The sequence below is a fragment of the Endozoicomonas sp. ALD068 genome, assembly GCF_049310145.1.
Lineage (GTDB): Bacteria > Pseudomonadota > Gammaproteobacteria > Pseudomonadales > Endozoicomonadaceae > Endozoicomonas_A.
The window spans coordinates 5792605-5804944 of record NZ_JBLYNU010000004.1; the positions used below are offsets into that span (position 1 = coordinate 5792605).

Here is a 12340-nt window from a genome sequence, read left to right on the forward strand (position 1 = left end):
CCGGCAAAAGCCAGAGGTTTGGGGGTCTCAAACTTTATTACCTGAACCTGCGTAAAGCATCGCCCAATCGGGCGGTGATATAAGCAACAAGCCCGTGTAGGGCTTGCAGAACCGGAATCCTTAATTATTTACAGGCGCTTATCGTTTCTGTAATATTCCTGCCATGAAAACTAAACGTGCCTACAAAGAACGATTCTACCCAACGCCGGAACAGGAAATACTTCTTGCCCAGTCGTTAGGTTGCGCCCGTTTTGTCTATAACAACACCCTCCGTTTTCGCACTGATGCCTACTACAAAGACGGGCAATCTATCTCCCATTCCGAGGCAGAAAAGCGGCTTGTGTCGCTCAAGACAGAGTTCCCATTTCTGGCAGATGTATCCAGTGTCATCCTACAACAAACACTCAGGGATCAGCAGGAAGCCTTCAAGAACTTTTGGGCTGGCAGGGCGAAATACCCTAAGTTCAAAAAAAGACATTCAAGACAAAGTATGCGGCTGACAAAGGCTGCTTTCAGCGTTAAAAACGGCCACCTGTTTATAGCCAAAAGCAAAGAGCCTCTGAACATTCGCTGGAGCAGAGAACTGTCTTCTGAGCCTTCCAGTGTCACTATCAGCAAAGATCGGGCAGGCCGGTACTTTGTTTCTATGTTGTGCGAATTTGAAGCTAAAGCAATGCCTATTAGAAATAAGACAGTGGGCATTGATTTAGGTTTGAATGATCTGTTCATCACTTCAGACGGTGAAAAATCCGGTAATCCAAGGCACACCAAACGCTACGAGCGAAAGCTCGCCTACCTTCAGCGTCAGTTGTCGAAAAAGCAGAAAGGCAGCAGCAACAGAGCTAAAGCAAAGCTCAAGGTTGCTCGTATCCATGCAAAAATTGCCGATTGCCGGATGGATGCTACTCACAAGGCATCCCGCGAATTTATAGACGAGAACCAAGTTGTTTGCGTAGAGTCTCTGAACGTGAAGGGTATGATTCAAAATCCAAAGCTGGCCAAGCACATAGCCGATGCAAACTGGGGAGAATTTGTCCGACAGTTGCAATACAAGGCGGAGTGGGCAGAAAGAAAGGTTGTTCAGATTGACCGGTTCTTTCCAAGCTCCAAGCGTTGCTCCGGCTGTGGGTTTGTCCATGAAAGCTTGCCGTTGTCTATTCGTGAATGGGAGTGTCCAGAGTGCCGCACTCATCACGACCGGGACATTAACGCAGCAAAGAATATCAAAACCGCCGGGCTGGCGGGGTTAGCCTGTGGAGCGACTGGAACGGGGATGGCTGCGAAAGCAACCATCTAGGGAAGGCGTGACGAAGCAGGAAGGTTCTTGGAGCGATCTAAGAACCCTCGCCCGATAGGGCGGGGAGTGTCAGAAAGCAGCAATGAAGTTTTTCAGGGTAATAATAATCAAAACCAGTACCATCAGGGAAAAGTCCAATCCTCCCAAAGGCGGAATTACTCGTCTGATCCTGCTGCTCAGAGGCTCGGTCAGTTGATGCAGCAGCATCAGGCCCGGGTTGTAACTGCCGGGTGCTACCCAGCTGGCAATAGCGATGACGATCAGGCTGAACATATAAATGTTCAAAACTTCACCTGCCAGCTCCTTAAGGCTGACAATCAGCACCTGGGGAAAAGGAATCGCATTAGCGGCAATACCCTGAACCATAAAGAGTACGTAAACCAGCAGTATCTGCAAGATCAGGGCAAGGACCAGAGCAGCCAGATCCAGACCACCCATTCCCGGAATTACTTTCCTGAGAGGATTCAGTAGCGGTGAAGTGACTTTGACAATGGCCTGGGAGATGGGGTTATAAAAGTCTGCTTTAACCAGTTGCAGCAGAAAGCGCAGCAGTACAGCCATGATATACAGACCTCCCAGGGTCTGTATCAGAAAGACGAGGCTGGAGGAGAGTGCTGACATAAAAATCCTTCGTGTTTAAACAGCCATGGTTAAATAAAAGTGAGCAAGCCGGGGAAGCAAGGTGGCTTATGTGGCTGAGCCCAGTGTCCTGACCAGTTTACTATGAAACTTCCGGTTGCGGGAAATAGAGGCTCCTAGTCAGCCAGTTGTTCTGCCAGTTCCGCACCCCTTTCTTTTGCAGCCTTAACCGCCTTGTAAACCACCGCTTCAAAGCCTTCCTGTCGGAAGGTTTTCAAAGCCCGTTCAGTGGTTCCGCCGGGAGAGGTGACTCTTCTGCGAAGCTCGGCAGCATCAACATCACTCTGAACGGCCATGTTTGCAGCTCCCAGAGCGGTTTGCAATGAAAAACGTTCAGCGGTTTCATGATCCAGCCCCAGCCTGACCCCGGCTTCTGCCATGGCTTCCATCATCAGGAAAAAGTAAGCCGGACCCGAACCTGACAAGGCGGTGATGGTATCGACCTGTTCTTCTTTGTCCAGCCAGTGAAGAATGCCAATGGGTGAAAAAATCTCATTGGCAATGGCTTTCAGTTCATCCGTTACCCAGGGATTGGCGAACAGGCCTGTCGCACCAAAATGCAGAAGTGATGGCGTATTGGGCATACTGCGGACAATGGGCAGGCCGCCGCCAGTCCAGACATCCAGACTATCTAGGCGGATACCGGCAGCTACAGAAATAATGAAGGGCTTATGCGCCTGAAGCACGGAGGCCAGTTCAATCAGAACCGCTCTCATCATCTGAGGTTTAACAGCAAGCACCACAATTTCAGCCTTTTCTGCTGCTTCCAGATTGCTGGTAGAGGTATGAATACCGAGTTGGTCAGAACATTTTCTGGCACTTTCCTGCGTTTGGCAGGAAGCGAATATTCTCTCTTTCGGCCAGCCGTGTTCAATCAATCCACCCATGATGCTGCTGGCCATATTGCCAGCACCGATGAATGCGATGGTCTTATTGGTCATTCCTGACTCCTTGATGGTTCTGACTTCTGGCCCCGAAAAGAGCCGTACCAATGCGAACCATGGTTGCCCCTTCAGCAATGGCTGCCTCCAGGTCACTGGTCATTCCCATGGACAATGTGTCCATAGTTAGATGGTGCTCACGGTTAAGAGATTCAAGGGCATTTGCCAGCTTTTTAAAGGGAGCCCGCTGTTTAACTTCATCTTCTTCCGGCGCGGGTATTGCCATCAGTCCGCGCAGCTGAAGCCTGGGGAGTTGGGATATGGCTGCTGCCAGTTCAGGAAGTTCTGTCAGAGTGACCCCGGATTTACTTTCTTCTTCGCTGATATTGACCTGAAGACAGATATTCAGGGGCGGAAGTTGTTCCGGGCGCTGATCATTGAGTCGTTGGGCAATTTTAAAACGATCGACACTGTGTACCCATTGGAAGTGACTGGCAATATCGCGGGTTTTGTTCGATTGGATCGGTCCGATAAAATGCCAGACCAACCCTTCCAGATCGCTGAGTTGGGTTATTTTATCCACAGCCTCCTGCAAATAGTTTTCGCCAAAATCCCTCTGACCCAGCTGCCAGGCCTCGGCAATCATCCCGGCAGGTTTGGTTTTACTGACTGCCAGAAGTTTTACCTGACTTTCCCGGCCGCTGGCTTGCTCAGCTTTGTGAATTCTTTCAAAAACCTGGTCGAATTGACTTTTTAATAAGGTCATCAGCCTGTACAGTAGTTGGTTAATAGGTAGAAACCGATATTTCGGTTGAACATAAGAAGGAGTCCCGGTCTATTTTACCTGCGTCCGGGTTTCAGGGGGAAATTCATGGACATAACCGAACTGCTGGCCTTCAGTCACAAGCAAGGCGCTTCGGATCTTCACATCTCAGCCGGCCTGCCACCCATGATTCGTATAGACGGGGATATTCGCCGGATTAACCTGCCTCCCATGGATCACAAGCACGTTCACAGCCTGATCTATGACGTCATGAACGACAAGCAGCGAAAAGACTACGAAGAGAAGCTGGAAACTGACTTTTCGTTTGAAGTCCCCGGCGTCGCCCGCTTTCGTGTCAACGCCTTTAACCAGAGCCGCGGAGCCGGTGCTGTATTTCGTACTATCCCCAGTAAAGTGCTTTCGATGGATGAACTGGGCATGGGTCAGGTGTTCAAGGATATTGCTCTGAAGCCCCGGGGGCTGGTACTGGTGACGGGCCCTACAGGTTCCGGTAAGAGTACCAGTCTGGCGGCCATGATGGATTACATCAATGACAACAAGTATGAGCATATACTAACCATCGAAGACCCCATTGAATTTGTTCACACCTCGAAAAAATGTCTGGTCAACCAGCGGGAAGTTCACAGGGATACCCACAGTTTCAGCGACGCACTGCGCTCGGCACTTCGTGAAGACCCCGATATTATCCTGGTGGGTGAGATGCGCGATCTTGAAACCATTCGTCTTGCGCTGACGGCTGCAGAAACCGGTCACCTGGTTTTTGGAACTCTGCATACCACCTCTGCAGCCAAGACGATAGACCGTGTGGTGGACGTATTCCCGGGAGCTGAAAAAGCCATGGTGCGCTCCATGCTTTCAGAATCCCTGCAGGCAGTTATCTCCCAGACCCTGCTCAAGAAAAACGGCGGCGGACGTGTGGCAGCCCACGAGATTATGATCGGTACTCCTGCTATTCGTAACCTGATTCGCGAAGACAAGATTGCCCAGATGTACTCTTCCATCCAGACCGGAGGTGCCCTGGGTATGCAGACACTTGACCAGTGTCTCCACGAGCTGGTGAGAAAAGGCTTGATTGCCAAAGATGTGGCTCAGGAAAAAGCCCGGGACCCGGAAAACTTTTAACCATGGATATCAATCGTTTACTAAAAGTGATGGCCGAAAAGAAGGCCTCTGACTTATTTATCACGGCTGGCTTTCCACCCAGTTTTAAACTCAATGGCAGGATTGTTCCTGTCACCAGGGAACCTCTGGCACCTGCCATGACCCGGGACATGGTCTACGGTGTGATGGATGAGGATCAAAAAGCCGAATTTAATCGCGAGCATGAATGCAACTTTGCAATATCAGCCTCTGGAATAGGCCGCTTTCGTGTCAGTGCTTTCTACCAGCGAAATCTGGCTGGCATGGTATTGAGAAGGATTGAGACCGAGATCCCGACACTGGATCAGCTGAAGTTGCCGAAGGTGATTAAAGACCTTTCCATGACCAGAAGAGGCCTTGTGCTTTTTGTTGGGGCGACCGGTGTTGGTAAATCGACTTCCCTTGCGGCGATGCTCGGGCATCGGAATGAACATGCCTGCGGGCACATCATCAGTATTGAAGACCCGATCGAATTTATCCATCAGCATCGCAAATCCATTGTCACCCAGCGTGAAGTAGGCATTGATACAGAGTCGTATGCCGTGGCTCTGAAAAACACCCTGCGACAGGCACCGGATGTCATCATGATTGGTGAAATAAGGACCCGTGAAACTATGGAATATGCCCTGGCATTCGCAGAGACAGGGCATCTCTGTCTGGCGACACTGCACGCAAATAATGCTAATCAGGCACTGGAAAGGATTATCCATTTCTTCCCGGCGGATCGTCATAGTCAGATATGGATGGATTTATCCCTGAACCTGAAAGGCCTGGTTGCCCAGCAGCTGGTGAGAACCCGGGATGGCAAAGATCGCCGGGCAGCCGTTGAAGTCCTTCTCAATACACCCTTGATTCAGGATACTATCCTTCACGGCAATGTTCATGAACTCAAGAGCATTATGAAGAAGTCCCGCGAGCTGGGTATGCAAACCTTTGATCAGGCGTTGTTTGAGCTTTATAACAATCGAGAAATCACCTACGAAGAAGCTCTGGCGCATGCGGATTCACCCAACGATCTGCGTCTCATGATCAAGCTGGGGCCAGAGGCTGATGGGGAGCATCTGACCAAAATGGCAGACAAGCTTAGTTTGCAGCATGAGGAGATCTATTAGAGCCCGATTGAAGCCCGGTATCAGAGCCCCTTGAGGGAGGGAGTATCGTAGTCCGGGCACTCTTTAATGTAATTCTGTTGAAGGGTTACAAAATCCTCTTTGGTGAAAATATCGGTATGGATGTCTGCTTTGGTGAGACGGTTCAGGCAGCGTTCCTGCTTTGTCGCCGTTTCACGCAACTCTCTTGGCAGCAGAATGACGTTCACCAGCTCTCTGTTGCCTTTCATATCCACCTGCTCCACTAAACTGCCTATGCAACATAGCGCACAATCTGGCAGGCCTTTCGTCATTCGCTGTGCGTAGTCTGCCTTCATCCCGTAACCAACGAGCGCACTGGGTGTTACTTTGCGCCGGATCTCAAATTTCTGAGGCGAAATAATAGACAGGTGTTCAATACTTCCGAAGCAGCGATCACCGCCTTCAACGAGCAAAGTCTGGGTCAGTGTCGTGTTATTGGGGACCTGCTTTTGCAGTGAGATACCCTCAACCAGAAAAGCATGGCTAAATGTGCCGCTGCCTCCGTAACTGACAGAATAACTCATCAACACCTGCTGGTTTTCCATCTGCCCAATCAATGTATAGCTGGAATAAGTGGGTAAACCGGTTTCACTGTTGTATTCGGGTTGATCATTTTTTTCAAAAACAGCCTGCCATGGGGTAGGCTGCTTGAAAGGGTAACTGAGGTATTTGTTCATGCAGTCATTCAGGTCGATGGTCTTCTTGCCTGACGACTGGCTGCCTGCTTCCAGATTGGCGAAAGGTTCAAAGCAGAGAGGGTGAATAATTTCCCTCTCACCGGCCTGGGATTTCAGGCACAGGGTAGCCAGAAACAGAATAAACAGAGTTGAAAGAGCGTAGCTAGAGTACCGGGTTGTTCTCATCGTTCATCCAGCCTTCCAGTATGATTTGTGCTGCCATACCATCGACGGGACTAGAGCCATAGTGCCCACTGTGGCCCAGTTTGTTTGCCCAGTCTTTGGCTTCAAAAGAGCTTAGACGCTCATCCGCTTCGAAGAAAGGCAGGTTGTAACGACCATGGAGACGTTTGCCGAACTTTCTGGCTCGCATCGACATCGGGGACTCGGTGCCGTCCATATTCAGAGGGATACCCACCACAACGGCATCCGGCTGCCATTCTTCAATCAGCGCAGCAACATCGGTCCAGTTTGGAATACCATCTTTTGCTTTGATAGAAGGTAATGCTGTCGCCGTTCGAGTCACAGCCTGACCGACAGCCACACCAATATTACGTGTACCAAAGTCAAAGCCCATCAGGGTATTCAGTTTTTTTTCAGTCATGTTTTCTTTAACGTTGCCAGAGTGAGCCTTTTGCTGAGGGGGGCTATGAGTGGCCAACCTGATCAGAGAGCAGTCGAAGATCGACGCCCAATGAGTTGGCGGCAGCATCCAGACGTCGCTGGAAAGGCGTTTCGAAAATAATCTGTTGATTGGCCTTGCAGGTGAGCCAGGCATTATCAGACAACTCTTTTTCAAGTTGACCGCCACCCCAGCCGGCATAGCCCAGGGCCACCAGTGAAGCATCAGGGCCTTCATCCCGGGCCATGGCGAACAGAATGTCTCTGGAAGTGGTTAGCGCAAGCCCATGACTGATTTCAAGACTGGAATCCCATCGATCGCTGCCAGAGTGGAGAACAAAGCCCCTTTCAATCGCCACCGGGCCGCCGGCATAAATGGTGTCGGGACTGAGGAAGCATTCGTCAGCATCGCTGATGCCTACCTGACTGAACACTTCACCCAGCGTCAGATCGGTCGGGCGATTAACGATGATTCCCAATGCGCCAGAGGGATTGTGTTCACAAACCAGAGTCAGAGTACCCGCAAAAGAAGTATCTGCCATGCGAGGCATAGCAATCAGGAAGTGGTTTTTGAGGCTTTGAAAGGTTTCACTGCTCATGGTGGGAGTATCAGGGCAAACGGTCCCGATGGCAAATAAAGTGCTCAATGAATATTCGCTCAAAAACGTTACTGGCTAAATAGTCTGTCACCTTTTTCAAAGCGCCAGGTACGAATGATCTCGACAATGTCGTAATCCCGTAAATCGTCAGTGAAGGGTGCGTAGGGAGAAGCTAACCTGACAATTCGGAGAGCCGCATCATCTAAAACGCTGTAACCCGAAGATTTTAAGATTTCGACACTGGACAGAGTGCCATCACGATTGATTGCCACCATCAGACGGAGCTCGCCGTACAGTTGTTGTTGGCGGGCTTTGGCAGGGTAGTTCAGGTTACCGATACGTTCGACCTTCTGTTTCCAGGCATTTTTGTAAGCGGCACCGGGCTCAAGCATGGTGGAGGCTGAGTACAGTCTTTTCACATTAGGGCGCCTGGCGTAGGCCTGGCGCTGGTCACTGAGTTGAGCTTCGAGGCTGGCAATCTCCTGACGCAGATCGATCTGTTTGCTGGGCTCAGCCTTTTTGGGTTGTTCATCTGTGGGCTGGTCAATAACGTCAGTGTCCTGAACTTTTTTTTCACTCTCAGCCCGAGTAACGACCTGAGATGTTTTCTTTGCTTGCGTTTCAGGTGCAGCAGCTTCCTGTGGCTGAAGCTCAACCTCGTTGATTTTGTTGTCCTGTATGTCGGCTTTTCGGTCGGTAGTGGGTGTGGCTTTTTTTTCAAGTGTGCCACTGCCCTGCTGATTCAGCTGGGCCAGGAAGTCGGCATCTTCCGGCTTTTTCTGGCTCTTGTAGGTCGCAAGGGTGACTTCAAGCGTTTTCGGAGGTGGAGCTTTGTCTTCAAGTCCAAAAGACAGACCGAGCACAATCACGGCATGAATAGCGGCTGCCATAAAAACGGTAAAGCCTAGGCGGTCGGCAGAAGAAACGGTCGTCATTGACGGAGTGGGCCTCTTGGGTAGTGCATCCTGAATCTTATAGTTGATCTCCCTGGGGCCTGGAAGGTTATCACAATACCTCACCAGCTACATAAGCATTGTCATCAATGAGCATAGGGTACGCAAGTACTGCTTGCGGGGTTTGGGGACATATTTCCAATGGCTATAGGTGTCAGGCCTACTTACTTGCCGTATGGTAACGAAAATTGTGTATTATTGAGGTCTGAGAAAGTTCGGTACACCCATCATTATGAAATTTACATTTAAAAATCTGGGGTATGTGGATCAGGGATCAATAGAGTTGGGAGATATGACTCTGATCTGTGGTCCAAATAATGTCGGCGAAACCTGGCTCAACTACGCTATGTATGGCTTGTTGAAAGATTACCCTTTTATAGCCTCGTTTAATCTTGAACCTGAGATTTTTAAGAATTTGAAGGAGCACGGAACTGCAAAGCTCTCGTTGACAGACTATGCGGGAAAGCTCGATCAGATTCTCAAGAACATGTCTGATCGTTTTAGCCACAATCTTGGGAAGTACTTCAACACGGATTCCGACCTGATGTCGAAAGCCAGGGTGGGTCTGAAGCTTGAAAACTATACGCTGGATTTGAGTGAAAATATCCATCGAGTAGTGAGATTGGGTAGAAAGGATGTGCTACTTGTCTCTAAAGAGGCAGGGGATAATACTCTTATTGTCACGCTTCAGGATACTGATTCAGATCTACCTGAGCCTGCCATTATTGATATTGTAGAGCGGGAGCTGGCCAGGACGCTTCTTGGTGCTTGCATATTGACACCTTTTGTACTGACTTCTGAAAGGACTGGTATTTCTCTTTTCTATAAAGAGCTGGATCTTAGTAAGAATATTCTGGTTGAGCATTTGTCCGATAGCAGCAAAAAGGGGATTAACCCATTCAAGTTGTTGAATAGTATGCGTTCCAGATACGCAGAACCTATTAAGGATAATATCGATATTATTCGTGATACTGATAATATTGCAAAGAAAAAAAGTTTTCTTAAAGAAGATAAAGCAGGTGAATACAAGCCTGTTTTTGATGCGTTAAGAGAGATTATTGGTGGCGGTTTTAAAACTGTAAATGACCAGGTCCTTTATCAACCTGTTAAAGAGCAAAACAGGGATAAAACTGCTCTACCCATCTATCTGGCTTCTTCTTCGATTAAGTCACTGTTTTTGTTGGATCTGTATATCAATTCTATAGCTGAAAAAAACAGTGTTCTGATTATTGATGAGCCAGAGTTAAATCTTCACCCAGATAAGCAAAGGCAAATGGCCAAGTTACTGACCAGGTTAGTTAATGCTGGTATTAAAGTTGTTATGACTACTCACAGCGATTTTCTGGTGCGTGAAATAAATAACAGAATCATGCTTAATGTTGATTTCAAAGGGCGATCCCACCTCATGAAAGAACATAAGATGATCAAAGAAGATATATTACGGCCAGAACAGGTTAAGGCGTACACAGTACACTCTGATCATAAAGTTCATCAGTTGGAGGTCACTGAAGAGGGTATTGATACCGATGTTTTTGATCAAAAAATAGAGGATGCCAATGCATTGCAAGATGACATTTATTATCAGATGTATTGAATTCAGGGGCTTGGTTTTATGAGATCTGAATTTCTTGCTTTGCTTGCACCAGAGGTTATATTGCCCATAGTGGAAAGGTCAGGCATGCTTACAGTTACTGTTACTTGTTTAAAACCCTATCATGGTTATACTTGGGTAAAATATTAGGGGGAAAGTACCATGTCACTTATAGCTGTCAGGAAGTCCGGTGGAGCAAGTATCGTCAGTATACCCAAAGCCGTACTGAAAACCTTGGGGATAAAAGTAGGGTCAAGGCTGAATCTGTCCATTGAGGACAACAAGATTGTCTTGTCCCCCGTCGAAGAAGAGTTAACTCTTGAAGCTCTGCTTGAAGGAAGTCCGGCTGAACGTCTGGTCATAACAGACGAGGACAAAGAGTGGCTGGACATGCTGCCTGCTGGTAAGGAAATTTGATGTACATACCGGATCGGGGCGATATTATACTCATCAATTTTGAACCCAGTATTGGCAAGGAAATCATGAAAACCCGCCCTGGTTTTGTGCTTTCCCGGAGACTTCTTAACCAACATACGGGCCTCGCTATCATCGCTCCTATTACCAGTACCATTCGAGGCGTCAAACTGGAAGTGCTGTTAACCAAAACAATGACGACCCACGGGTCTATTCTGGTTCACCAGATGAAATCCATGGACTTTGAGTGCCGGGCTGCTCGTTTTGTAGAGAAATCGCCGGAATCAATCATCGATCAAGTAGACAAGATAGCCAAGTTAATTATCTCCTGAAAATTTATTAATCACTATCGATTGTTAGTCTTGCCAACAGAGTTGTCATTATAGTCAGGATGACTTTTCTATATCTTTTTAAAACATATTTATTGCTTATCCAAAGTGATAGGTATCTTGATTAACTTCCACGGAGGTAATTGATATGAATACTCAAGGATATTCAGCTGCCACTTATATTCATAGATTGGATAATATGATGATCGACCGAACACTCATTGATGGAATTAGTGGGTTCGAAGGTGGTGAGAAAAAAGCAATATTTTACTCGGAGCAAGCAAATAGAAATTACCATGTTTCTGTCCGCCCCAGTAATCATACATATAGATTTGTTGATGTCGATGTCACCGCTGAAACAGGCAGGAAAAATATTTTTAGCCGTATTATTGGTGCAGTTTTTGACGCATTTAAAAGGTTTGATGAAAATAAGATGAAAGTTTTTGGAACTCGTGCGCACCAGATGAAGAGTAAACTTGAAAATGATATTCTGAATAAGGCTATAGATACTGCTATTGATCGAACTAAAGATATTTATAATAAATCTGACGACGATAAAAAGATTATCGAAGACGGATTTAAAGCCGCAACTCAGTTTAATAAAAAATTTGGTATTATAGAGGTTGATAATGAAACTCGTTTTACCCTGGCAAAATCTCTTTTTAAAAAATATGGTGATGATTCTTTGCTTCATGAATTGTATCTGGAAATTAAAAGCCATGTCTTGTGGTTTGAAGAAAACCTTATGCGCCTTTTAGGCAACGAAGCCTGGTTGTATTACAATAAAATGGAATCCAGGCTTTTGGAAATCGAAAAAATATTGAATCAAAGAATTATTGTTAGGATCAAATAGATTGGACTGATTTAACTCGTTCCCACGCTCTGCGGGGTGTCGCAAAACTCTCTCCGGCGTGGGAACGCGTTGACTCCCGTCATTGCCGACTTCATTCTCGTCATTGTCGGCTTCATTCTCGTCATTGCCGGCTTCATTCTCGTCATTCCCGGCTTCATTCTCGTCATTGCCGGCTTCATTCTCGTCATTCCCGGCTTCATTCTCGTCATTCCCGCGAAGGCGGGAATCCACACTGACTCTCCACCAGAACCATACTGCCCGGTGTCCCCCTGGCCTTGTCATCCCCGAGAAGGCAGAGATCCACCGTTGGCGCTGGATTCCCGCCTTCGCGGGAATGACGACTTCAGAGCGTGAGAACGAGCTTTTGAAGTTTTGCGACACCCTCTCTGCGTGGGAATGCATACCCTTAGATCATTACACTTCCACACTAGA

General features: G+C 47.7%; 15 protein-coding genes. 8 read left to right on the forward strand and 7 right to left on the reverse strand.

From position 1 onward, the window contains the following. Positions 1-163 precede the first annotated feature (163 nt). Positions 164-1297 carry an RNA-guided endonuclease InsQ/TnpB family protein gene (locus ACO6V5_RS21495; RefSeq protein WP_422135732.1) on the forward strand — a complete coding sequence of 378 codons (1134 nt, stop codon included), beginning with the start codon at positions 164-166 and terminating at the stop codon, positions 1295-1297. Positions 1298-1366: 69 nt separating this feature from the next. Here ACO6V5_RS21495 and ACO6V5_RS21500 read toward each other — a convergent pair whose 3' ends face one another. From ACO6V5_RS21500 to ACO6V5_RS21510, 3 genes are all read right to left on the reverse strand, one after another. After that, positions 1367-1918 carry a YggT family protein gene (locus tag ACO6V5_RS21500; RefSeq protein WP_422135731.1) on the reverse strand — a complete coding sequence of 184 codons (552 nt, stop codon included), beginning with the start codon at positions 1916-1918 and terminating at the stop codon, positions 1367-1369. Positions 1919-2052: 134 nt separating this feature from the next. After that, entirely contained in the window at positions 2053-2877 is an 825-nt protein-coding gene (proC, locus tag ACO6V5_RS21505; RefSeq protein ID WP_422135730.1) for a pyrroline-5-carboxylate reductase, read from the reverse strand. Further along, complete coding sequence (locus tag ACO6V5_RS21510; protein ID WP_422135729.1) at positions 2867-3583, reverse strand: YggS family pyridoxal phosphate-dependent enzyme; 717 nt, start codon at positions 3581-3583, stop codon at positions 2867-2869. Before ACO6V5_RS21510 ends, proC begins: the two co-directional genes overlap by 11 nt. 105 nt (positions 3584-3688) lie before the next feature. Here ACO6V5_RS21510 and ACO6V5_RS21515 point away from each other — a divergent pair, with 105 nt between their 5' ends. Together ACO6V5_RS21515 and ACO6V5_RS21520 are read left to right on the forward strand one after the other, a co-directional pair. Further along, positions 3689-4723: a type IV pilus twitching motility protein PilT gene (locus ACO6V5_RS21515; protein ID WP_422135728.1), complete on the forward strand. Its 1035-nt coding sequence runs from the start codon at positions 3689-3691 to the stop codon at positions 4721-4723. 2 nt (positions 4724-4725) lie between these two features. Further along, positions 4726-5853: a PilT/PilU family type 4a pilus ATPase gene (locus ACO6V5_RS21520; protein WP_422135727.1), complete on the forward strand. Its 1128-nt coding sequence runs from the start codon at positions 4726-4728 to the stop codon at positions 5851-5853. Between the two features lie 20 nt (positions 5854-5873). On the opposite strand, the gene ACO6V5_RS21525 is transcribed toward ACO6V5_RS21520, so the two are convergent. The 4 genes from ACO6V5_RS21525 to ACO6V5_RS21540 are packed head-to-tail and all read right to left on the reverse strand — an operon-like array spanning position 5874 to position 8703. Beyond that, positions 5874-6734 carry a hypothetical protein gene (locus tag ACO6V5_RS21525; RefSeq protein ID WP_422139179.1) on the reverse strand — a complete coding sequence of 287 codons (861 nt, stop codon included), beginning with the start codon at positions 6732-6734 and terminating at the stop codon, positions 5874-5876. Further along, the gene (gene ruvX, locus ACO6V5_RS21530) at positions 6712-7152 is read right to left on the reverse strand and encodes a Holliday junction resolvase RuvX (protein WP_422135725.1); all 441 of its coding nucleotides are present in this window, start codon (positions 7150-7152) and stop codon (positions 6712-6714) included. Before ruvX ends, ACO6V5_RS21525 begins: the two co-directional genes overlap by 23 nt. A gap of 43 nt (positions 7153-7195) precedes the next feature. Further along, positions 7196-7816, reverse strand: coding sequence for a YqgE/AlgH family protein (locus tag ACO6V5_RS21535; protein ID WP_422135724.1), 621 nt, complete (start codon positions 7814-7816; stop codon positions 7196-7198). A gap of 20 nt (positions 7817-7836) precedes the next feature. Then, on the reverse strand, positions 7837-8703 hold the full coding sequence (locus ACO6V5_RS21540) for an energy transducer TonB (protein WP_422135723.1): 867 nt from the start codon (positions 8701-8703) through the stop codon (positions 7837-7839). 250 nt (positions 8704-8953) lie between these two features. Here ACO6V5_RS21540 and ACO6V5_RS21545 point away from each other — a divergent pair, with 250 nt between their 5' ends. The 5 genes from ACO6V5_RS21545 to ACO6V5_RS21565 all read left to right on the forward strand — a co-directional run bounded on the left by ACO6V5_RS21545 (position 8954) and on the right by ACO6V5_RS21565 (position 12262). After that, a complete protein-coding gene (locus tag ACO6V5_RS21545) occupies positions 8954-10315 on the forward strand; it encodes an AAA family ATPase (RefSeq protein WP_422412459.1) in 1362 nt (453 codons plus the stop codon). 159 nt (positions 10316-10474) lie between these two features. Then, the gene (locus ACO6V5_RS21550) at positions 10475-10729 is read left to right on the forward strand and encodes an AbrB/MazE/SpoVT family DNA-binding domain-containing protein (RefSeq protein ID WP_422135722.1); all 255 of its coding nucleotides are present in this window, start codon (positions 10475-10477) and stop codon (positions 10727-10729) included. Next, the gene (locus tag ACO6V5_RS21555; protein WP_422135721.1) at positions 10729-11058 is read left to right on the forward strand and encodes a type II toxin-antitoxin system PemK/MazF family toxin; all 330 of its coding nucleotides are present in this window, start codon (positions 10729-10731) and stop codon (positions 11056-11058) included. Before ACO6V5_RS21550 ends, ACO6V5_RS21555 begins: the two co-directional genes overlap by 1 nt. 145 nt (positions 11059-11203) lie before the next feature. Continuing rightward, positions 11204-11908 carry a hypothetical protein gene (locus ACO6V5_RS21560; RefSeq protein ID WP_422412462.1) on the forward strand — a complete coding sequence of 235 codons (705 nt, stop codon included), beginning with the start codon at positions 11204-11206 and terminating at the stop codon, positions 11906-11908. A gap of 69 nt (positions 11909-11977) precedes the next feature. After that, positions 11978-12262 carry a hypothetical protein gene (locus ACO6V5_RS21565; RefSeq protein ID WP_422412464.1) on the forward strand — a complete coding sequence of 95 codons (285 nt, stop codon included), beginning with the start codon at positions 11978-11980 and terminating at the stop codon, positions 12260-12262. Positions 12263-12340: the final 78 nt, after the last annotated feature.